General features: G+C 60.4%; 27 protein-coding genes. 13 read left to right on the top strand and 14 right to left on the bottom strand.

Features of this window, described 5'->3' with window-relative positions:
* Positions 1-465 precede the first annotated feature (465 nt).
* Positions 466-765 carry a hypothetical protein gene (locus NKL04_RS11050; RefSeq protein WP_156932429.1) on the bottom strand — a complete coding sequence of 100 codons (300 nt, stop codon included), beginning with the start codon at positions 763-765 and terminating at the stop codon, positions 466-468.
* Positions 766-1,392: 627 nt separating this feature from the next.
* Between NKL04_RS11050 and NKL04_RS11045 the strand changes: the two genes are divergently transcribed.
* Positions 1,393-1,530, top strand: coding sequence for an SOS response-associated peptidase family protein (locus NKL04_RS11045; protein WP_023702897.1), 138 nt, complete (start codon positions 1,393-1,395; stop codon positions 1,528-1,530).
* A gap of 58 nt (positions 1,531-1,588) precedes the next feature.
* On the opposite strand, the gene NKL04_RS11040 is transcribed toward NKL04_RS11045, so the two are convergent.
* From NKL04_RS11040 to NKL04_RS11030, 3 genes are all read right to left on the bottom strand, one after another.
* On the bottom strand, positions 1,589-1,891 hold the full coding sequence (locus NKL04_RS11040; RefSeq protein WP_023670645.1) for a DUF1330 domain-containing protein: 303 nt from the start codon (positions 1,889-1,891) through the stop codon (positions 1,589-1,591).
* A gap of 195 nt (positions 1,892-2,086) precedes the next feature.
* The gene (locus tag NKL04_RS11035; protein ID WP_023702895.1) at positions 2,087-2,353 is read right to left on the bottom strand and encodes an exopolysaccharide production repressor protein; all 267 of its coding nucleotides are present in this window, start codon (positions 2,351-2,353) and stop codon (positions 2,087-2,089) included.
* A 585-nt stretch (positions 2,354-2,938) separates the two neighbouring features.
* Entirely contained in the window at positions 2,939-3,475 is a 537-nt protein-coding gene (locus NKL04_RS11030) for a VOC family protein (protein ID WP_050588805.1), read from the bottom strand.
* Between the two features lie 101 nt (positions 3,476-3,576).
* Between NKL04_RS11030 and NKL04_RS11025 the strand changes: the two genes are divergently transcribed.
* Both NKL04_RS11025 and NKL04_RS11020 read left to right on the top strand, forming a co-directional pair.
* Positions 3,577-3,963, top strand: a complete 387-nt coding sequence (locus tag NKL04_RS11025) for a LysR substrate-binding domain-containing protein (RefSeq protein ID WP_084568543.1) — start codon at positions 3,577-3,579, stop codon at positions 3,961-3,963.
* Entirely contained in the window at positions 3,927-4,076 is a 150-nt protein-coding gene (locus NKL04_RS11020) for a hypothetical protein (protein ID WP_352723709.1), read from the top strand. The genes NKL04_RS11025 and NKL04_RS11020 overlap by 37 nt, the downstream gene beginning before the upstream one ends.
* 437 nt (positions 4,077-4,513) lie before the next feature.
* On the opposite strand, the gene NKL04_RS11015 is transcribed toward NKL04_RS11020, so the two are convergent.
* From NKL04_RS11015 to NKL04_RS11005, 3 genes are all read right to left on the bottom strand, one after another.
* Entirely contained in the window at positions 4,514-4,702 is a 189-nt protein-coding gene (locus NKL04_RS11015; RefSeq protein ID WP_031243249.1) for a hypothetical protein, read from the bottom strand.
* Positions 4,692-4,916: a hypothetical protein gene (locus NKL04_RS11010; protein ID WP_023670653.1), complete on the bottom strand. Its 225-nt coding sequence runs from the start codon at positions 4,914-4,916 to the stop codon at positions 4,692-4,694. Before NKL04_RS11010 ends, NKL04_RS11015 begins: the two co-directional genes overlap by 11 nt.
* A 516-nt stretch (positions 4,917-5,432) precedes the next feature.
* On the bottom strand, positions 5,433-5,879 hold the full coding sequence (locus NKL04_RS11005) for a class I SAM-dependent methyltransferase (protein ID WP_023701260.1): 447 nt from the start codon (positions 5,877-5,879) through the stop codon (positions 5,433-5,435).
* A 960-nt stretch (positions 5,880-6,839) separates the two neighbouring features.
* On the opposite strand from NKL04_RS11005, the gene NKL04_RS11000 reads away from it, so the two are divergent.
* The 8 genes from NKL04_RS11000 (at position 6,840) to NKL04_RS10965 (ending at position 12,358) form a co-directional block, all read left to right on the top strand.
* Positions 6,840-7,031, top strand: coding sequence for a hypothetical protein (locus tag NKL04_RS11000; RefSeq protein WP_023740327.1), 192 nt, complete (start codon positions 6,840-6,842; stop codon positions 7,029-7,031).
* Between the two features lie 513 nt (positions 7,032-7,544).
* Positions 7,545-8,207, top strand: a complete 663-nt coding sequence (locus NKL04_RS10995; RefSeq protein ID WP_245271414.1) for a pilus assembly protein TadG-related protein — start codon at positions 7,545-7,547, stop codon at positions 8,205-8,207.
* Between the two features lie 97 nt (positions 8,208-8,304).
* Positions 8,305-8,751 (top strand): hypothetical protein, encoded by a 447-nt coding sequence (locus tag NKL04_RS10990; protein WP_352723706.1) that lies wholly within the window; start codon positions 8,305-8,307, stop codon positions 8,749-8,751.
* A 4-nt stretch (positions 8,752-8,755) separates the two neighbouring features.
* The gene (locus NKL04_RS10985; RefSeq protein WP_031209425.1) at positions 8,756-9,208 is read left to right on the top strand and encodes a TadE/TadG family type IV pilus assembly protein; all 453 of its coding nucleotides are present in this window, start codon (positions 8,756-8,758) and stop codon (positions 9,206-9,208) included.
* The gene (locus NKL04_RS10980; protein WP_023716265.1) at positions 9,198-9,608 is read left to right on the top strand and encodes a TadE/TadG family type IV pilus assembly protein; all 411 of its coding nucleotides are present in this window, start codon (positions 9,198-9,200) and stop codon (positions 9,606-9,608) included. The genes NKL04_RS10985 and NKL04_RS10980 overlap by 11 nt, the downstream gene beginning before the upstream one ends.
* 381 nt (positions 9,609-9,989) lie before the next feature.
* The gene (locus NKL04_RS10975) at positions 9,990-10,370 is read left to right on the top strand and encodes a hypothetical protein (protein WP_023701264.1); all 381 of its coding nucleotides are present in this window, start codon (positions 9,990-9,992) and stop codon (positions 10,368-10,370) included.
* Between the two features lie 666 nt (positions 10,371-11,036).
* Entirely contained in the window at positions 11,037-11,279 is a 243-nt protein-coding gene (locus NKL04_RS10970; RefSeq protein ID WP_156940639.1) for a hypothetical protein, read from the top strand.
* A gap of 704 nt (positions 11,280-11,983) precedes the next feature.
* Positions 11,984-12,358, top strand: a complete 375-nt coding sequence (locus NKL04_RS10965) for a VanZ family protein (protein ID WP_245271416.1) — start codon at positions 11,984-11,986, stop codon at positions 12,356-12,358.
* A 660-nt stretch (positions 12,359-13,018) separates the two neighbouring features.
* On the opposite strand, the gene NKL04_RS10960 is transcribed toward NKL04_RS10965, so the two are convergent.
* On the bottom strand, positions 13,019-13,291 hold the full coding sequence (locus NKL04_RS10960) for a hypothetical protein (RefSeq protein ID WP_156951481.1): 273 nt from the start codon (positions 13,289-13,291) through the stop codon (positions 13,019-13,021).
* A 56-nt stretch (positions 13,292-13,347) separates the two neighbouring features.
* Here NKL04_RS10960 and NKL04_RS10955 point away from each other — a divergent pair, with 56 nt between their 5' ends.
* The gene (locus NKL04_RS10955) at positions 13,348-13,557 is read left to right on the top strand and encodes a hypothetical protein (RefSeq protein WP_245271417.1); all 210 of its coding nucleotides are present in this window, start codon (positions 13,348-13,350) and stop codon (positions 13,555-13,557) included.
* Complete coding sequence (locus tag NKL04_RS10950; RefSeq protein ID WP_352724068.1) at positions 13,482-13,802, top strand: universal stress protein; 321 nt, start codon at positions 13,482-13,484, stop codon at positions 13,800-13,802. The genes NKL04_RS10955 and NKL04_RS10950 overlap by 76 nt, the downstream gene beginning before the upstream one ends.
* Positions 13,803-14,125: 323 nt before the next feature.
* Here NKL04_RS10950 and NKL04_RS10945 read toward each other — a convergent pair whose 3' ends face one another.
* The 6 genes from NKL04_RS10945 to NKL04_RS10920 all read right to left on the bottom strand — a co-directional run bounded on the left by NKL04_RS10945 (position 14,126) and on the right by NKL04_RS10920 (position 18,162).
* Positions 14,126-14,575, bottom strand: a complete 450-nt coding sequence (locus NKL04_RS10945) for a DoxX family protein (RefSeq protein WP_352724065.1) — start codon at positions 14,573-14,575, stop codon at positions 14,126-14,128.
* 107 nt (positions 14,576-14,682) lie between these two features.
* Positions 14,683-15,162: a tetratricopeptide repeat protein gene (locus tag NKL04_RS10940; protein ID WP_352724062.1), complete on the bottom strand. Its 480-nt coding sequence runs from the start codon at positions 15,160-15,162 to the stop codon at positions 14,683-14,685.
* A 31-nt stretch (positions 15,163-15,193) separates the two neighbouring features.
* Positions 15,194-16,165: an MBL fold metallo-hydrolase gene (locus tag NKL04_RS10935; RefSeq protein ID WP_352723703.1), complete on the bottom strand. Its 972-nt coding sequence runs from the start codon at positions 16,163-16,165 to the stop codon at positions 15,194-15,196.
* A gap of 95 nt (positions 16,166-16,260) precedes the next feature.
* Positions 16,261-16,506: a DUF680 domain-containing protein gene (locus NKL04_RS10930; RefSeq protein WP_023701273.1), complete on the bottom strand. Its 246-nt coding sequence runs from the start codon at positions 16,504-16,506 to the stop codon at positions 16,261-16,263.
* A gap of 277 nt (positions 16,507-16,783) precedes the next feature.
* The gene (locus NKL04_RS10925) at positions 16,784-17,623 is read right to left on the bottom strand and encodes an anti-sigma factor family protein (RefSeq protein ID WP_352723701.1); all 840 of its coding nucleotides are present in this window, start codon (positions 17,621-17,623) and stop codon (positions 16,784-16,786) included.
* Positions 17,620-18,162: a sigma-70 family RNA polymerase sigma factor gene (locus NKL04_RS10920; RefSeq protein WP_352537393.1), complete on the bottom strand. Its 543-nt coding sequence runs from the start codon at positions 18,160-18,162 to the stop codon at positions 17,620-17,622. Before NKL04_RS10920 ends, NKL04_RS10925 begins: the two co-directional genes overlap by 4 nt.
* Between the last annotated feature and the right edge of the window lie 167 nt (positions 18,163-18,329).

Raw genomic sequence — 18,329 nt, 5'->3', positions numbered from 1 at the left:
CGCGCGAAGCGGCGGAAGGCGACGTCATTCTACGCCCGGCCACATCTTCGAATACAGCTCAGCCTGTAGGGCGGTCCATACCCGGCTGGCCGCGGCTCACGCTGGTTTCTTGAAACGCACCATGCCGTCGACCTCGATGAGTTCGACTATTGACCCGGACCAGGGTTCTCTCGGTCTGGTTTTGAGCGAGGGGGGAAGCAATACGATTTCCTGGACGTGCCGCTTCAGGCGTTTGTCGCGTTCAAATCTGCCTTCACCAAGGGCCGCTATTCAACAATCACATCCGCAACCAACTATGCATTCCGGCTTGCCCAAGAAAAGGCTGCAGGCTCCTTGGACGATTAAGGGAGGTGCTTTCAGAAAAAGGGCCCGCGCTGATCGAAGGGCGCGGGCCGGTCCGTTGCCGCCGGTCGGCAGCGGGAGGCATCCATTCCGGCCGGTGCAAACCGGCCCCTCCCGCCACAATTAGCAACCTTCGGCAGTCGTTTTCATCTGTCCAGGGGCTGCGGACTTGGCACTGGTGTCATCCTGTTGACCAGGAGCGGCCTGCTTGGCACTGCCACTCTGCTGGCCCGGCGCACAGTCCTTCGCTGAGTTCGAATTGATCGACTTCGTTGTGGTCGAATCCGTGTTGTTATCTGTCGTCGGCATCGTTGTGGTAGTGGAGGAGCCACTCGACGTCGTCCCTGTTGTCCCTGTCGTCCCCGCCAACGCAAGCCCGCTGGAAAGAGCCATCATGGCAGTGGCAAAAAGAAGCCGTTTCATTCTTCATCTCCTAATGGCAAGTAATGTCCCTTCCATTCGATAACGGGGGATGCGAAGGATCGGTTCCAACGCGACCTTGTCTTGACCGGCAGCTTTGGGGCGGCCGTTAGCGGACTGGCAGCCTTCACGCGGCGGATCTTCGGTAGCTGACATTCCGGCTAGCGCGGACATCGCCTTCCCATGGGCAGAAATTAGTCTCCTGGGGCCCGCCCACGTTTCTCTCAAGCCTCCGATTTCATGGCCGACAGGTTATCACGATGTGTCTGAAGGTGCAGAAGCTGATCGTGCCCCTTGGTTGTGCAGCCCTTCAGCCGTGGGCCAACCTCCCAACACCCTTGAAAAGGACTTGAAGTCGTCCCGCACCGGAGCGAACGTCTTCGCATGATCGGGATAACACGGCGGTCACGAGACACCTGACGAGTTGAAGGAATGGGAGCGACGCTCCCTGGAAGGCGACTTCTCGCAAATGCCGCGTCCCTTCCGTTGGCGTCAGTCAGCGCGCTTTGCGCATTTCATGAATGGCTATAAGGAGGCGGGCGGTTTGATCAATTCGCTCGTCTGCACCGCAGAATTGCCAGAGATGTCCTGGACGGCCGTTCGCCGTGGTACGGAAGCGCGCGGGACTTTATGGCTCTGGCTGAGGGCGTCCTTGACGGCCTGTGCGAAGACAACGCGAGGATGGAGGGCATCAATACAGCACCCGCGTTCCGCGACGCCTTCATGTCCAAACGCTGCCTGATCCCTGCCGACGGCATCTCGCCGTGAGGAAGAAATGACGCTGAGGACGCCAACTGTCGTCGGGTCCGCTGGCCGCGCTTATGGGTCACGCCGCAGGCGTTGCAATCCCTTCTAAAGCGATGATCCTGGTGTTAGCGGAACGTTTGCGGATCTCGATCAGCCGGGCGTATTCCGGCGAATTATACCAGCCCATCAATGACGCCATGTCGGGGAATTCGACAATGACCAGTCGGTGTGGATCCCAATCACCTTCCAAAACCTTGGTGGCGCCACCGCGGCCCAGGTACCGCCCACCGTACCGCTCTTCGGTAGCGGGAACGTCCCGCCGATATTCCTCGAACAAAGCAGCGTCTTTTACGTCTACATCCGCTATCAGATAGGCAGCCATCTGTGTTTCCTCCTTAGACCTAGCTCGCCCTCCTCGGCTTCGGCGTCGTCGGTCCGCACCCTAACGACGATCTCCGTGGCGACATCCAGCGCCAGCGCGCTTTTCGATGATTGTTGGCGCTGCCACGGCTTTCCTTCTTTCGCATGGTTCGCAAAGATTAGCATGATCGCATGCTCTCGTGTCTGGCGGTCTCCCTCAAAGCGTCATCGAGCGCCCTTCAGATGAGACACCGCCGTCTCGACAGGTAGGCTCGGCAGGGTTCGGTATTTCTTCGGTTCTTTTCAACCAAAGCTTGTCGAAAAGCGCGAGTGAAAATAGGAAATATGCAACCTGAAAGATGATAAAAATCAGCAAGGTCCATGCAAGGGACTTCCAGAACGAATCGGTTGCTAGGTAAATCCAGGTCGCTACCACGGTCGACGTGGCAAACATCCCAATCAGCAATCCCGGAAAAAACATCATGTTCAATGCCGCCCCATAGCTGGACCGACCGGTCTCACGTCTACTCCCCAGAAGAACGTAAGATTTCACTAAATTAGTAATTGCGCAAGCACCAATGGCCAGAACCAAACCTTCCGAACAGCTTTCCCGGGCTGAAATCGAGCGCTTCCTGGCGGCAGCCGAAGCGCTGCACAAGAGCATATTCGGGTCGCTGTGCGTACCACAGCGAGCATGCCAAGCTCTGTGAGGTCCATCGACCCCTTTTGAAGGCGATCGAGAACATCACCGGCCACAAGGCGCAGTTCATCCAAAGGAACGGGACAGGGCCGTCTCAGCCGCGCGGGAGCCGTCTGGCTAGCCGCCGGTCAAGTCCTATAAGCTCGGATGCGAAGCTTCGCTTCTCTTCCCGCAGGGTATTGCGATGCATTTTAAGCGCTTGAGTTTGCCGACGGTCTTCTCGAAGCGTACACTTTGATACCTGGGGTGGCGAAGCCCGCCAGCCGAACGGTTGCCCTCCGCTCGCAGCCAACCGGCTCCGTGGCTCGGTGAATGGCTAGCACTGTCGCAGCAGTCCTCCGAACGCAGCCCGCCATGGCGGTGGCCGGCTTAGCAGTCTGATGCCCCCTCGCGGGCGAGATTGTCCACGTCGAGCGGATTGCTGACCAGTTTCAGCGCGCCGTCCGGGTTGCGCGGCCATTCCGCTTCCGGGCGATCCCAATAGAGTTCTACCCGTTGCCGGGGATCGCGCACATAGATCGCCTCCGAGCCGCCATGGTCATTCGCGCCGGTGAGCGTCACCCCTGCTGCTCGCAGGCGGCGCAGCGCAGCCGCCAACGCCGCCCGTGTCGGATAGAGAAAGGCGACATGGTGTAGGCCCGTCGTGCCAATCGGGGGCGCGGCGCCGCCGCGGCTTTTCCAGTTAGTGAGCGCCAGATGATGGTGATATCCGCCCGCCGCGAGAAAGGCAGCCTCCTCGCTTAGCGACATGGTGACGCCGAACCCGAGGGCACCGCAATAAAAGGCTAGCGATCGCTCGATGTCGGCCACGTTGAGATGGACGTGACCGACCCGAACGCGCGGGTTGATGGCATATTTTTCGACGACGCTGGCGGCGTCATTGGGATTGATCGATTGATCGTTCATGGCCTCCGCTCCCCTGCTGGCGATTTCCACAAGCGAAATCATCGCGCAAATGCATTGCCCGGAAAATATGAGATGACTGGAATGAGCATCCCGTTTTCTGCATAATCCGGGAATGCGCATCGACGAGATATGTTCGGCTGACGGCGTCAGTGGATATCGCGCAGACGCTTCTACCGCCTGTTATTGCAGCGTTCCGTAAGGCTTATCCGGCGGTTGCCTTTGATCTCGTCGTCACCGACCGCGTTGCCGATCTCGTCGCCGACGGCATCGACCTCGCCGTGCGCGTCGGCCCGTTGCGCGATTCCAGCCTGATCTCACGCGCTTTCGTGACGGGTCCTTCAGGACTGTTTGCTTCCCAGGCCTACCTCGACCGCCGGGGCACGTCTCACTGGAGCAACTCGAACATCACGATCTCATCGCCCTCAGCAAGGCATGGGCGCGACCGCTGCCGATGCTGGCGGGCGACCGGAAGATCGGTGTTGACCTGACAGGGGGCCTCGCCTGCGATGATCTGCTAACGGTGAGGGCGCTCGTGGCGATGGGATTGGGCATCAGCTTTCTTCCAGGCTATCTCGCCCACGGTAGGGGCAAAAGGGCATAGGCGATAAGATAGGTATTGCCCTGCGGAATCCGGTGGGATTCTAACTGGGATGACACATGAATTGCTTGCAGACGACGGTTGGGCCGAGACGATTGAGCTTCTCGGCGGCGAAGATTTGCTTACGCGGAGCGCCCGCGAGACGAAGGCGTTCCTGCGTCCGCAGGGCGTTCAATCGGCGCCCGATTGTTGCGCCTGACGCGCGGCGGCTTCTCGACCAAAATCCATCTGAAGACACCTAACGCGTTCATTTGGACAGCGACGCATTACTTGGCCCGCCGGCTCACGCTGGCGGGCTTTTTTGCGTCAGTCGGGAACAACCTCGCTCTGAGGCTGTTCGGTCACACCCGGCTCGTTCTTCAGCGATTCCTGCCGGTGACCAAGATGTCCTCTCCACTCGTCATGGTCGGCCCGCGCAGCCTCGGAAGCAGGCGCGGGCCTCATTCGCCGTCATTGCTGTGTTCTCGGTGCGCAACCGCTTCTTTGAATGCGCGTGCTGCTGCATCGCAAGCGACACGTGAGGAGCCGTTCACGGACAGGATGATTTCGGCTGCCTTCACGGTCAAACCGTGTTTTTCGGCGAACTCTGCGGCTGTGTATGCGAGTTTTGTTTTTTCGCTACTCCGCATTTCTGACTCCATAGATCTCTTGCGCCTCGTGCAAGCTCTGTCGGGCCTGTTGCAGTGATCGATGCAAGTTCGCCAGCAATTCGTCGGCGTCGGCCGTCGGACTGCCTTCGTGATCCAGTAAGCCGACGATAATATCCTGCTTGGAAACGATGCTCTCGTTGTGAACGAGTTGGCCCATAAAATACATGAGCCGGCTCTGTGCCGGTGTGGGCATGGGCCTTCTCCCTGGTCGGGCGAAAGCCTGATGATCGCTCCCAAGCGCCTCGTGCCTGTTTGTTTTTGATTTTTCGAGGCGACCGCAGCAGTGTGCGCTCGTTAGCAGGCCATGGCAACCGGCCAGGCAATTGCAGCATCCACGCTGCGCACGCCGCCCTGACCGCGCGTGCCGGCCCCTGGCGTCGCTCGGCCGCTACTTCAGTGTTTCCGGTTGACAATCGTGGTCGGCGCACCGCATTTTCGCATTGAGGGACAAACGTGGGGAACCCTGCATGAAGAAGCCTTATCAGAAGCCGGAACTAGAGAAGCGCGAGAAGCTCTCGGCCGTAACGGCTGTGTGCACGCCATCAACCTGCACCGATGAGTGAGAACCTTTAGGCCCAAGGCGCTTTGCCGAAATTCGCTAGAGAGGGACTTCAGTGAAGAAAGAATACAGCAAGCCAGTACTGACCAAACGTGGGCGTCTCAGCGCAGTGACGGCGCAATTGGCACCCAGTGTTGAACCCAGAGGAGCCTAGGCAAACCCCTGCAACAAAGCCAGTTGGCTTCGGCGGCGGGCTTTTCCGCTTCCAGGCGCCGAAACTTGTCTTCGCGTGCCTGTCACAACGAGCCATGCGGTTTCCGTGCTCGGTCTCCGCACTTCAGGGTCGCTGAACCCTGCATCTCGCAAGGCAGCAATGACCTCATCCGGCTCGCGAGGTGTAAAAATGTCGGCCGGCATGTTCATCCTGCCCATATGCGCCTTCGGGAGGAAGCCAAGCACGACGCGACCGCCTGGTTTGAGGACGCGAGCGAGCTCTGCGGATCCAGCTCTAAGGCTCTGCCAGAAGTACACTGTGTGGACGCTGAGAGCCTTGTCGAATGTGCTATCCGGCAAGGGCAAGTCCTCGACTAGCCCGACTCGGAACTCGGCTCGTCCGGCGCGCACTGCATCGGCGAACCGGCGGCAGGCAGCGTTCACGACATCTGCGAGCGGTCAACCCCGCAAACGAATGCTGCCTCACGGAGAAATTGCGGCGGTAAAACTGCGCCGCCGAAACCGACCTCCACGGCGCGATCTTCCGGGACCAGTTGCACTTGATCGAGAGCGTAGCCGCTGAGCCGGGCATTGCCCCGGTTCATTCCGGCCCGGGCCAGCCAGCCGCCGGTTCGGTCGGCCAGGACAGTGGTTTAGCTATAAATCGTGGCGCCATCCGATCCCACCCGTATTCGGGTCATCTAGGCACCATGCGCCTAGAAGCGGCCGCCCCGCAAACGCTGCTTCGATAGCGATGACCAGTTGGGTTGTGCTGCGCTCTTAGGCGTCGAATTCCAGCGGCTGGTGGTCCGGTTGCTCGTGCCACATCACCTGGCGGAAGTCGCGACGGTCTACCTTTTGCGCGCAAATGTGGCGCGCATAGAAATGCTCTTCCCAGTCAGGTCATGTGGCTTGCCGGGGATGGGCCGAGGTCGGCTATTCTGGTCATGCCCGACCGAACCCGTCGCAGCGGCAACAGTTCCGGAAAGGCGTGCCTGTTGCCCGATCGCCCGCTAGCATTTTTTGTACCATATATTCGCAGCCTCCATTAGCATCCTCTCATGGCAACTCTGCGGTACGGGGTAAGGCGGGAACCGGATGGGACGTGGACGGTATTCGACGTGTTCACCGGGCTGCCGGCTATTGTAGCGGGCCACCCATCTGTCGACCTTCCCGACATGGAGTATGCCGAAGAGCTGGCGGCCATCCTGAATGCCAACGACCTAAAGCAGAGGCTATCTCACGGAAGGTTCCCGGGAGGGTTCGCCTGACTGAGGTGTGATTCGCCCGCCTTCGTACTGCCATCCAGGGTGGTTCGTCCGATCCGAACAAGCATTTGTTATTGAAGTACCGACTACCAGGGTCTTAAATCGACTTGCCATTGCTTTTCGTAGGGAGGATGTGATGAGCAACGTGGTGCCAATCCGCAAGGCGTTGCCTCGCGTGGAGGTGGTCGGAGCCAGTGGCGAATGGGTCGTGCGCATCATAGAGACCGACCAGGAAATTACACGCTCATTCGGCCTGGAATCGTTTGCGCTGTCCTTCGCTGAAGGCCAGCGGATACGGCTACATCTCGACAAGGTTGTGCGGCTTTAGGACTTGCTACGGTGGGATAACCTCAGTGCCGGGAGCACGGAGCCTTCACCGCAGACCATGCCGAGCAGCGGGATCAATACGAAGCTGTCTCGGTGGTGATCGTGAAATCTTGTGCTTCACAAACCACGCCCATGAGGAGAATGCTTCCGCTGTCCGAACTCACGACCTGGCAATTTGGCGCATTGCGCGAAGCGCGATCGACCCAAGATACGCGTGTGTGCGGATCTAGGACTCCTGTCGAGTTTCAATAGCGGAACAGCCGCGCAGCCATGTGGCTCCCAATCACGGACGGTCAGGTTGCGGCCCAAAGCTGCCGGTCAGCAATGCGCCCCCATCGGCCGTAGAGATGACGCTGCATAAGCACATGCGTAGGTGATGAGGAATTGCAGCACACCTATTTCGTCTGGCCGTCCGACTTCATCGAATCGGAATGGATGTTTTAGACATTCGTTTATCTATTCGTGGTTTCTAATACATATGGCATCCAACGCGTTCACCCGGATTTGGTTTGCTTTGGGCCGCCTAAGGCGCCTCACGAACGGTAACGTTGCCGTCATCTTCGCCTTCACCTTGCCGGTCGTGGTCGGCGGCGCCGGCCTAGGTATCGAGACGTCCTTATGGTACTACAGCAGCCTTAAGCTGCAGGCCGTTGCCGATGCCGCGGCCTATGCCGGTGCGCTCGAGAAAGTCGCGGGTTCCGACAACCCGACCATCATCGCCGCCGCCACGCAGTCCGCAACTTCGAACAATTTCGCCACGCCGGGCACGATCCAGGTCAACACGCCGCCATTGTCTGGCCCGAACACCGCAAAGAAGGCGGTGGAGGTCATCGTCAAGCAGAACCTCGATCGCTACTTCACGGCGATTTTCAACAGCACGCCGGTTCCGGAACAGGCGAGGGCGGTGGCACTGATCACCGATGGCGCCTATGCCTGCAACACGGCGCTCAATCCGTCGGCCTCGCAGGCGGTGAGCATTTCTGGCAACACCAGCCTCAAGCAGATCGGCTGCGTCATCAATACGAATTCGATCGCCGCCGATGCCATCAAGCTTCAAGGCTCGGCGACCCTCCAGACTGACTGCCTGATAGCGGTCGGCGGCGTTTCGCTTAGCAGCACACCCACGATGGTTTGCAAGGCCCCGATCACGCATGCTCTGCCGGTGGCCGATCCGTAGGCCCGATCTGCCGACGCCCACCGGCGGCAACCCGTGCAAGAATGTCAACGGCAACAAAACCTCGCAAACGCTCCAGCCTGGCACCTATTGCAGCGGCATGAGCCTCAACGGCAACGTCACGCTTTCTCCCGGCGTCTATGTCGTGCAGGGCAGTATGAAGGTCAACGCCAACGCGGTCGTCGCGGGCAGCGGGGTAACCATCTTCATGGCCGGCAGCAACACCGTCAGCATGAATGGCAACGCCACGGTGACGTTAAGCGCGCCGACATCCGGAGCCTATTCCGGCGTGCTGTTCTACGGCGACAGGACTGGGACCGCAGCGCAGAGCACCTTCAACGGCACGGCGAACTCGCTTCTGACCGGCGCCATCTATTTCCCCAGGCAGCAGGTCAACTACCTTGGCAACTTCTCGGGGAACGGCGGCTGCACCCAGGTCGTCGCCGACACCATCCAGTGGTCTGGCAGTACGACCATCAAGCAGGACTGCACCAGCCTCGGGATGAAGAACATCCCGGCGGCGCTGTCCGTTCAGCTCGTCGAGTAGCGGGATGGGTAAGCGGGCCTTGCGCATTGTCCGGGACAAAGCCGGGTTGGCCGCCGTGGAATTTGCCATGTTGCTGCCCATCCTGTGCTTGGTCTGCCTCGGCATCGCCGATGGCTGGTCCTACGTGACGAGTTACCTGCAGATGCGGGCCGGCGTCAAAACCGCGGCCAATCTGGTGATGGCCGGCGCGGGCAGTGACGCGGCCAAAGACACGGGAACGCAGGCGGTCGCGCTTTCGAGCTGGGACAACAAGCCCGATGACGCCGCGGTCGTGCTGGTCCGCTCCTATTTGTGCGGCACCACGGTCGTGGATGAGACCACCATCTGCGGCGGAAAGAAGCTGCCGACCGTCTTCATCCAGATAACGGCGACGGGCACCTGGGTGCCCCCGTTCAACTTCGGTGTCTTCCCGGACCCGCGCGCGATCAGTCATCAGCAGGTGATCCGTGTCCGCTGAAAGGATCGGATCCAGATGGCGCCGTGACTGCTCCGGCGCAGCCGGGCTGGAATTCGCCTTGATCGCGCCTTTCCTGGTTATGCTTTTGTTCGGAATCTTCGCCTTCGGCTGGGCCATGAATGCCGTGTCGACCGTCCGCTATACACTGGAGACCTCTTCTCGGGCGCTGCAGCTGAACAACACGCTTTCGCAGAGCGACATCCAGGCCATCGCCACGCAGAAATTGGTGAACCTGGGTCTGCAGAACGTCATTGTGACGATCGCGATCGACCCTGCCAGCGGCGGCTTCAAGATGGCGCATCTGACCGCCAGCTATGCCTTCGTCATCGCTTTCCCGTATTTCGACCAGTATCCGATAAATTACGCCACGACCGTCACGGTGCCCCTGGTTGCCAGCTAGGGAGACGCCCGGATTTCGTTGAGTTGGCGGCCCTGTATTCAGCTTCCCAAGGCAATGCGTCGAAGTCGGGCTTGTGCCCCGCTTCACGGTAGGCGGCCTGAGTGAGGAAACCTGCTTTGTCCCGCTCCACAACGCAAACAAATGGCGGAGTGCCCGGGCACCTATAAACGCCTACAGCTTTTTCCATGCAACAGGTGTGCTACGGGTGCTCGGAGATGTCGTCCTTCATTACGATGACAGAACAAGAGCGAGGACAGCAGCGGCCCGGCATCACTGAAAGGGTGCGGGTTGGTAAAATTCGTACAACTCTTTTCATTGCGGAGAGAGTTTCGGCGAGCTTATTAATGTGTCGTTTGCCATTGCCTTTTCTGGGAGGCTGCGATGGTTGCAACGCCCATAGATATCGCTCGAGCGGCCACTACGGCCACCTTGCTGATGCGCCAGAAGTCCATGGCGGAACCCGCCACATTTCGCTGGGACATGGATCAATCGCGCAGGGCCATCCGAGCCTCACGCGACCTTCTGAAGCGCCTTGGTCAACGTCGTCACGACGTGGCGCTAGGCTGGGAAGATGGCGACCCGTCTACTGTTGCCGTCTCCGCGTTTCAAGCCGACGTTCTCCGCTCTGCATTCCGAGCCCTAGTAGGGGAAACGGGTACGCCTGAGTGTCAATGGCGCGATTTAGCCAAGGCCCTGGTGCGCGATTTCACTGGGTGCGAGCTGATCGAAACTGGCTTGGTGGATTGGATCGTCAGCAAGTAGCCGCTGCCCGCCAGCGGCCCAGCAGCGGTCTGCGGGGACTTTGCAGCGGACGCGCTGGGCCTGACCGGTGGGGCGGTGTGGTATCCGCCGGCTGGCGAACATATGCGCCTCCTGCCAACGCCAGCGAAACATCCAAACGAACGAGGCGATCTAACCGCGATCTCGCCATCCAAGGCCAACACATAGGCCGATGGCAAAGGCCTATAATCGCTGAGAGAACGAAAATGGCCGACGCCATGGTTGGGGACCCGGGTGGGTAGGCGCCGGCCACAAGCGGAACAAGCCCGCCGCGCCACACACATGGCTGATTTGTCATCACGTGGTTATGGTGTGATCGCGCAGGGCTGCACCAGCGGAACTTAGTAAACGCCGCTTGGTAAGCGATCCTCGACGCGATCGTTCATCGCCACGACGACTTGGGAAACTTGACGGTTGCAGCCTTCTGCCATGTCAAGCTCAAGTCATTAACAGCGGCCGCCCGGTCATGAGCAGGCATGCGCCCATCCTAGCATATCGCGCTGCCGGTATCGCAAGGCGCCGGCAGCAAGGGGAGGCGACCAGAGCCGATGTGAAGGGACTAGGCAGCCAATATTCGCTTGCGCTAATTTAAAAGTGCCGTAACGTCATGCTCAGCCTTTTGCGGAGGCGCAACGGTGGGGAAGTATGATGAGAGTTGCTGCGTTGTGTGCGGTGATCGTGATCGCTGGGACTGGTGTCGCTGTTGCCAAGGAGAAGAAGGTGGTGGTGAGTCACGCCACGGACCTTTGCTCTACGAAGCACTCGGCCAAGAAGCAGGTGCTCGAGCTGGACTGCAGGCCGACCGGAACCGCCAAATTGCCGGCCGGTGGAACGCCGGAAAAGCCGCGCCTTGGATACGACACCGATCCGTGGCTGGTTAAAGGCCTTTAGACACCAGGCGACGGCAACACAGCGCGGCTAAGGGGAATGTGCGCTGGCGGTGAAGCCTTCTTTGTTCTCTCATCGGTGGAACATTGTCGCCTGGAAACGCTTCGGACGGTGCACTGCCCCATCAGTGCAACGTTCCCTTCCTTGTTTGCACTGGCCGGCTGCCGAAAGGTGGCCGGCTTTTTTGTATATAACCGCGACCTGATGTTTGGGGCTTGTTGATTGGACAGCAGCGAGTGACCGCTGCTGGCCTAGCGTCTAGGATTGGAATATGTAGAGGCGAGATCACCAAGGCAGGAATGACCAGACTAAACAGCGGTTTCGTCTGTTAGCCGCGACGCCGGCGATAATTGAATTCAGAAGGGCGTCGGCCCGGCTGCACAGCCGGGCCAAGGCTGGAAGAGTTCCGCTCCCGCCCAGCACGATACGCATCGCACCTGGGCGCAAGCGGTACCAATGGCTCGCCTATTCCGCCGCGCCTTTTCGGCAGGAAACCCTCGGCCTCATCACAATGGAGGGCGACATTCGCAGCGCCCTATGGAACCATCCAGAGTGACATAGGCTGTTTCATGGAACTTCCTGATGACATCAGGAGGCCTGTTAAGCATGCCAGTTGTTCGCGCTCGTAGCTCAGATGCAGGTTGGAGCTCTGCCTAGTGCACCAGTATCGGAAGCGAGAACTAGGAACCGGGAGTGCTGCGGATAGATTGCCGCAGTCGAGCTTTTATCAGAGCATGGCAAGGGCTGCCTTTCTCTCCACGTTGGCGGTCGTCCTGTTGCTCGCGCTATTGCCAGACCACTTGCTGCACGCCCTTGGATTGGCCTTTACGTCTCATCACGACAAGCTCAACCACGCCGCCGCGTTCGCCACCTTGTCGGCTTTGGGTAGCCTCGGCTGGCCCCAACAGGTGGTCCGGCTGGCGGTTCTACTTGCTTTAACGGGCGCAGCGATCGAAATCCTTCAATGCGTCACAGGGCGTGACATGAGTGTCTTCGACTGGTTTGCCGACTGCGCCGGAATGGCATACGGGCTGAGAACTATGACCTGGGTGAACGAGATTCTGGGCGAACCGGTTATTTGATCGCCATAGGCTCCGCTTTACCGCCGCCGTCTTGGCCCCACTTGCCAGCCTCACGCCCGGGGCCGCCTTCGATCACCCTCGCTATTTCAATTTCCGACGCAAAGGCCGATAGCAAGGCGAATGGGTTTCAGGCCGCTCACCATTTAGACTTAGGTCCGATTCTTTCGCGCAAATGGCCGAAGCCGGAAACATTTCTCCTTCTACTTTGTTGCAGTGGCCGTGCCGCTGAGGAGAACATGCACAGTGCCTCTATCAAATGAACTGCGCGACGTACCTTTAGAATTCCAATGCCCCTCCTGTTCACGCCCTATGGTGAGAAGGGGATCCTGGCTGAAAACGATTGCCGGTTTCAAATGCGATAGCTGCAGGTCCAGAGTGCGGCTCGGCTACGAAGAGAAGCTGGCCATATTCGACCGGCACCTTAAGCGAGGCGCGCCGGATCTGGGCCGACGACCAATGGAGTGCGATCCCGGCAACGGTTCCTGAGAGTGTGTCGGCAATTCAAGCTCCAACTGCTTGCGGTCTGCCGCAAGTCCAAGCTTTCATCTGGTCGCAGGGTCAGGCGGCTCTTCCGTCCGTACGGAACCGATGATGGCGAGAGGTTTCGATGCGTCGGAGCACCGAGCAGGTCTACACGTTTTTCGTAGCCACCACCAATCTCTAGCTGACCACTTCAACGCTTTGACGAGGTGCGAGCAACTTGATTTTCAATAGTCTTTTTTGGGCCAAGATGCGCGCCGCCTCTGCGATGCGGCCTCCGTAAGCATCGGCGACGAATGATAGCGTCGACAGGTCAATAATGAGGTCACCGACCGCGCCCGCCAAGACATTGGACCCGGGCCCAAATTGATGCACCAGCGCCCGCACTTCCTTAAGTGCCGTCGAGACTTCACCCGCATCCAGCAGCGCCTCGATGTGATCGAAAATCTGCATCCCGACCTCCCGCTTGCGCCTCACACGCTGAGCCCCCTCGAATGGAAAGGAAAACGATGGCAATATCGCGCGAAAAGAAAGCGCCTGCCAAGGTGCTCGCGGACGAGGCGGCCCGCGACTTCATATCGCATCGCAGCAGGGAGGCGGTGCTGAAGGATATCGTAGCACTTGCCGACCGCTTGGCGTCGAAATCGAGACCGCCATCCGCAGCCGCGTCGCCGCCGCCGATGCCATTCCCCGCCAGGCGGGCAGGGGAGCGGCACTGATCGTCATGGGCGTGGCGCGGCGCACCGGCGAGGAGCTCTTCTTCGGCGAGACGGCCACCGGCCTGCTGCAGCGCTGCCCGTGCCCGGTGGTGCTGATCTCCGATTCAGGCTGCGCCGTGATGACGAGGGCAGGGAAGAGCTGCGGTCGGGAACGGGTGGAGCTTGATCTCCCCCTTGAGGGGCCCTTGAGGGGGTTGAGGAGTGGTCCGCGTAGCGGACAGAAAGCCAATTGCTCGGCTTTCTGAATGACGAAAGCCGGCAGGCCAGAGGGAGTCGCCGCGTGTCAAGCGCTGGCCTCTTCTCGGCAATAAACTCTCGATATGTGACCGATCTCGTGATGCGACAAAGCCCCCCCTGGGGAGGAAAGAGACGAAGCCTTCTGTCCGCCTTGGGAAGCCAACCGGAAGGTCTGCTTTGCGCCTCATATCGGCCGATAGGGCGTTCCCATCCGCGCCGATAAGCGGACGTAAAATGGAGGACACGCCAGGAACGGCTTGCGTCACCCCCCGAGGCAGTTTGCGGGCGCCGACCGGGCGGCGGGTTGTATGATGCCGGCGTGTTGGCCGGTTTAGAATGGAAGCTTGATTTCGCCCACCGAGAGAGGCCTACCGGCCGCTATGAGCGCCGCAACCGTCTCTCTGTCCTGTTGCCGGCGCTTCACGAGGCCGTTCAGCACCCTGTCGAGAGATATCGCCCCGGCGCCGGCTACGGCCAGGACGAACATGCCGCCCGCTATGGCGAGATCCTTTTCGAAATGCAGCAATTCGTTCTGGTTGGCGAAATTGGTGTGGAACAAAGCTGCCGTTGCCAAACAGAACAGTCCGAGCGCCACCGCGCCCAGACGCGTCAGCAGACCAAGGCCGACCGAAAGGCCAGCTCCCAGCTGCAGCGCTATGGTGGCTATCAAAAGCGGCAGGCTGACGCCGAGCGCCGTCATCGCCTTGGCTGCACCGGCGAAATGCGTCGCCAGCTCCAGGCCTTCATGCACGAAGAGCAATGAGAGCAGCAGGCGACCCATCAGCAGGGTCAAGTCGGTGAGATGAAGTTTCGAAGCGGTTTGTGTCGTTGTCACGATGGACTCCAGGCGATGGGAAAGGGGCAGGCGCCTTGCAGCACCTGCCTGGTTTACTTGGTCACCTTGGTGTCGATGGCCTTGTGGAGGTCTTCGAGTTCTTCACAGCCGGCGGGACACAGCTTCTGCAGCGACGCCAACTGCTCGTTGGCCTTGGCCATGTCGCCGGTCTCTACATAGAGTTCGCCCAGATATTCGCGGGCGGCCTTGTGGTCGGGCTTCAGCTCGAGCGCCTTGTTGTAGTAGGTCAGCGCGGTGGTGAAATCGCCCGTCTTGCGCAGCGTGAAGCCGAGCAGGTTGTAGACGTCGGCCTGCTGGTTGTCCTGCGCGAGATCACGCAGATCGGCCAGCGCGCCCTTGTAGTCCTTGACGGCGATCTTGGCCTGGACGGCGGTGAGGTCGGGTGCATCGGTGCCTTCGAGTTCGTCGACCGCATAGGCCGGCATGATAGTGGCCACGGGAACGACGGTCAGCACGGCAATGGCGCCGAGCAGGCCAAACAGGGCGTGCTTGCCCAGATAGGATTGCTTCATCATCTTTCTCGCTTGGGTTGGGAGCTCGCGCTCAAATCTGAACTGGGGTGAAACCATAGGCATTGCCGTCTTTCACGAAGACGCCGGTGCCGGGGAACGGGAAATGCGAACCCGAGATCCGGATGTTGTCGGCGATCACGCGATCGATCAGCTTGTGCCGCGTGGTGATCGCCATCGGCCCGTCCTGGTCGTAACTGCCCTGCCACTCCGGATGCGGCGCCAGAAGGGCGGGCACATACATGGTGTCGGCCGAGATCATCAGCTGTTCCTTGCCGGAGTTGGCGAGGTAGACCGAATGTCCCGGCGTGTGGCCGGGCGCAGCGATGATCTGGATGCCGGGTGCGACTTCGGCGCCGTCATTGACCAGCTTCCAGTTCTTCCATTTCGGAAAATTTTCGGCGATGCGCTTGCCCGCCGGCTTGCGGCCTTCCGGCAGCTTGGCCAGCCGGCTGGGGTCGGTCCACCACTTGTATTCCGTGGCGTTGACGATCAGCTCGGCATTGGGGAACACCGGTGCATCGGTCCCCTTTTCCATCAGGCCCCAGACATGGTCGGGGTGGAAATGCGAGATCATGATGGTGTCGATCGTCTTATAGTCGATGCCGGCGGCGGCCATGTTGGCCGGCAGATGGGTGGCATTGGTCTGCCATTGGCCGACGCCCGATCCGGCATCCATCATGATCAGCCTGCCGTTCATCTTGAGGACGATGACGGTGAGCGGGATGGGCATGAAGTCTGTCGTCAGGCCGGCCTTGGCAAGCGCTGCCTTGGTGTCCTCGACGGAAACATCCTTGATGAAGGCCGGGTCGTGCGGCTTGCGCCAGATGCCGTCATAGATGGCGGTGACCTCGATATCACCGACCTTGTATTTGTAGAAGCCGACGGTCGGCTCGACCGACGTTTCGGCGAAGGCGGGACGGGTGAATTCCAGCTTGCCGGCCAGACCGAAGGCGGTCGCGGCGAGCGTGGTTCCAAGCAACGTGCGACGTGTCATCATGAACATAGGTGATCTCCTGCAGCCTTATGGGGTGATGATGGAGAGCCAAAGGTTTGGCTCTCCATCGTGAGTGGTAAGAGAAGATGTTCGGAAGGGTGCCTTCAGCGGCCCCAGATGCCGTCGTTGTTGTGCCTGGTGATGATGTCCTGAACCGACCCCTGGCGCGGCCCGGTCGTCACCATGGTGTCGACGCCGGCTTGGCGCGGGGAGGTGGAAATGGAAGCAGTGGCATTGGTGTCAACGGTAGCGACCGGCTGATTGGAGTTGTTGCCGCCATGGTCGCTGCCGGCAAAGGCAGCGGTTGAGGCAAGCAGCATGGCAGCCACGCTGAGAGCGAGCTTGGTCATTTCGGTAGATCCTTTTTTCGTTTCTTGGGTGCGTGCCGGGAAATTGGCCCCGCTAACAAGAAGACCCATCAGGACGTCCCTTTATTCCCGGGCGGCGCGAAATTCTTTTGGAGGTCCCGAAATCAGGGGCGGCGCCCGCCCGGAACTGGGGCCGACGCTGCATGCGCACGTCCAAGGTCGGCACCATGCTGCTGCCGTAGTCTCAGCCCGTGTAAGGAGCTGAGCCAACAGTGATATCGCACTTGATATCGGCTGAAGAGGCTTCGACAGACGGTTATCAGCCCGTCACGATGGCGACGCGGAAGTGCGCCACGAAGTCGTCGATCTCCGGCCGCTCCATGTCGGAAATCGCCCAGTATGAGAAGGCGCCGTCGCTCCAATGCACAAGCGAAAAACCGCCCTCCGAGAGATCGACCGGGTTGGTAACCACCCCGGCATTTTGCGGCTCGGCGACAAGGGTGATCAGATGTTCGCGGTGGCGATAGACCAGCGCTGGCACCGCCCGGCCGCCGATGACCTCGACCCTGCCACCGATGAGTGCAAATCCGTCCTTGGCCATGTCCGGCGCCGGCGGCGAAAGGCCGAGCCTTGCATCGAGCCATGGCTTTACCGTGTGCCGGTCCGACGAGACGACATCGACGGGGCTGGTCGCCAGCAGGCTGCGTTGGTGGCCGCTGGCTACCCCTGCGGCAAAGCTGTCGGCTACGCTAGGCTGCATCGCCCATTGCGTCGCGCCGCTGGCCAGAACTGCGCTGATCATGATCGAGGCCGCCATGGCGCGCCAGTCGAATGATCCGAAGTTGCGCGCCGACCACCACGTTCGAGCGGACTTCGCCTGTGTCGGCGCTCTGGGCCGCAGCACCTCGACGCGGCTGGACGCGGCCATGGCTGCAATGCGCGCGCTGAACTCGTCGCTCACCTGGGGCTTCGGAAGCCTGGCCACAGCCCCTTGCAAGACCACGATGCGGGCATGTTCGGCCGCCAGCTTGGGATCGGCGGCGATGCGCCGCTCGACAGCCATGGCCGCGGCGGCGTCAAGCTCGCCATCTATCAGCGCGTGCAGCATCAGGTTCATGCCTGCGGCGTCCTCGGGCAATCCATCGTTGTGCGCACTCATTGCGCCCTCCCAAGGTCAGAGATCAGCAGGCCACGCGCCCGCGCCAGCCGCGACATCACCGTGCCCATCGGCACGCCCAGCATGGCTGCGATATCGCGGTAGGCGAGGCCATTCACGTCGCGCAGCACGAGCGTTTCTCGAAAGGGTTGCGGCAGAGCGGCGATCGCCGCCTCAAGGGCCGCCACGTCTGTCTTGGCGATCAGGCTCGCCTCCGGGCTTTCGCTCTCACTCAGATCGACTGCGTGAGCGGCGCTCACCTCGTCGAGATCACCGAGGTCGCCCACCGAGACGATGCTGCGCGGGCGATTGCGCGCCAGCCATGTGTAGCACGAGTTGCGAACGATGGTGAGAAGCCAGGCACGTGCATTGCCGCCGGCATAGCTTGCGATGTTGGCATGTGCCTTCATGCAGGCGTCCTGCACGACATCCTCGGCGTCGGTGGCATTGCCGGTCAGCCAGCGGGCCAGCGAAAGCGCGTCGGCGAGATGGGGCATTACCACTTCGCCGAAGCGGTCGGCCCGCGCATTGCTGCTCAGCATCGGTACACCGTCATATGCGCCTCGCCTTGAGCTCGTGTATGTGGCGAGAATGGTCTGCCTTGCGATCGAACCCAGAGGAAACATCCCGGGTCGCCAACTGCGTTGAATGTGAGGGCAAACGTCGCATCGGTGTCAATCACACACTGGACCGCAAACATGCATCCAGA

Source organism: Mesorhizobium sp. C264A, from assembly GCF_040324515.1.
Classification (GTDB): domain Bacteria; phylum Pseudomonadota; class Alphaproteobacteria; order Rhizobiales; family Rhizobiaceae; genus Mesorhizobium.
This window is presented reverse-complemented; position numbering and strand designations above follow the sequence as displayed.

Coding starts and splice junctions, on each gene's coding strand:
- NKL04_RS10960 (WP_156951481.1), bottom strand. CDS start 13,291: ATGCAGATTTTCGATCACATCGAGGCGCTGCTGGATGCGGGTGAAGTC.
- NKL04_RS10925 (WP_352723701.1), bottom strand. CDS start 17,623: ATGAGTGCGCACAACGATGGATTGCCCGAGGACGCCGCAGGCATGAAC.
- NKL04_RS10940 (WP_352724062.1), bottom strand. CDS start 15,162: ATGAAGCAATCCTATCTGGGCAAGCACGCCCTGTTTGGCCTGCTCGGC.
- NKL04_RS10935 (WP_352723703.1), bottom strand. CDS start 16,165: ATGTTCATGATGACACGTCGCACGTTGCTTGGAACCACGCTCGCCGCG.
- NKL04_RS10945 (WP_352724065.1), bottom strand. CDS start 14,575: ATGGGTCGCCTGCTGCTCTCATTGCTCTTCGTGCATGAAGGCCTGGAG.
- NKL04_RS10985 (WP_031209425.1), top strand. CDS start 8,756: ATGGGTAAGCGGGCCTTGCGCATTGTCCGGGACAAAGCCGGGTTGGCC.
- NKL04_RS11020 (WP_352723709.1), top strand. CDS start 3,927: ATGCTGGCGGGCGACCGGAAGATCGGTGTTGACCTGACAGGGGGCCTC.
- NKL04_RS11050 (WP_156932429.1), bottom strand. CDS start 765: ATGAAACGGCTTCTTTTTGCCACTGCCATGATGGCTCTTTCCAGCGGG.
- NKL04_RS10955 (WP_245271417.1), top strand. CDS start 13,348: ATGGCAATATCGCGCGAAAAGAAAGCGCCTGCCAAGGTGCTCGCGGAC.
- NKL04_RS10930 (WP_023701273.1), bottom strand. CDS start 16,506: ATGACCAAGCTCGCTCTCAGCGTGGCTGCCATGCTGCTTGCCTCAACC.
- NKL04_RS11045 (WP_023702897.1), top strand. CDS start 1,393: ATGGCTCTGGCTGAGGGCGTCCTTGACGGCCTGTGCGAAGACAACGCG.
- NKL04_RS11030 (WP_050588805.1), bottom strand. CDS start 3,475: ATGAACGATCAATCGATCAATCCCAATGACGCCGCCAGCGTCGTCGAA.
- NKL04_RS11000 (WP_023740327.1), top strand. CDS start 6,840: ATGAGCAACGTGGTGCCAATCCGCAAGGCGTTGCCTCGCGTGGAGGTG.
- NKL04_RS10975 (WP_023701264.1), top strand. CDS start 9,990: ATGGTTGCAACGCCCATAGATATCGCTCGAGCGGCCACTACGGCCACC.
- NKL04_RS11015 (WP_031243249.1), bottom strand. CDS start 4,702: ATGCGGAGTAGCGAAAAAACAAAACTCGCATACACAGCCGCAGAGTTC.
- NKL04_RS10990 (WP_352723706.1), top strand. CDS start 8,305: ATGAGCCTCAACGGCAACGTCACGCTTTCTCCCGGCGTCTATGTCGTG.
- NKL04_RS10970 (WP_156940639.1), top strand. CDS start 11,037: ATGAGAGTTGCTGCGTTGTGTGCGGTGATCGTGATCGCTGGGACTGGT.
- NKL04_RS10920 (WP_352537393.1), bottom strand. CDS start 18,162: ATGCTGAGCAGCAATGCGCGGGCCGACCGCTTCGGCGAAGTGGTAATG.
- NKL04_RS11040 (WP_023670645.1), bottom strand. CDS start 1,891: ATGGCTGCCTATCTGATAGCGGATGTAGACGTAAAAGACGCTGCTTTG.
- NKL04_RS11010 (WP_023670653.1), bottom strand. CDS start 4,916: ATGCCCACACCGGCACAGAGCCGGCTCATGTATTTTATGGGCCAACTC.
- NKL04_RS11035 (WP_023702895.1), bottom strand. CDS start 2,353: ATGATGTTTTTTCCGGGATTGCTGATTGGGATGTTTGCCACGTCGACC.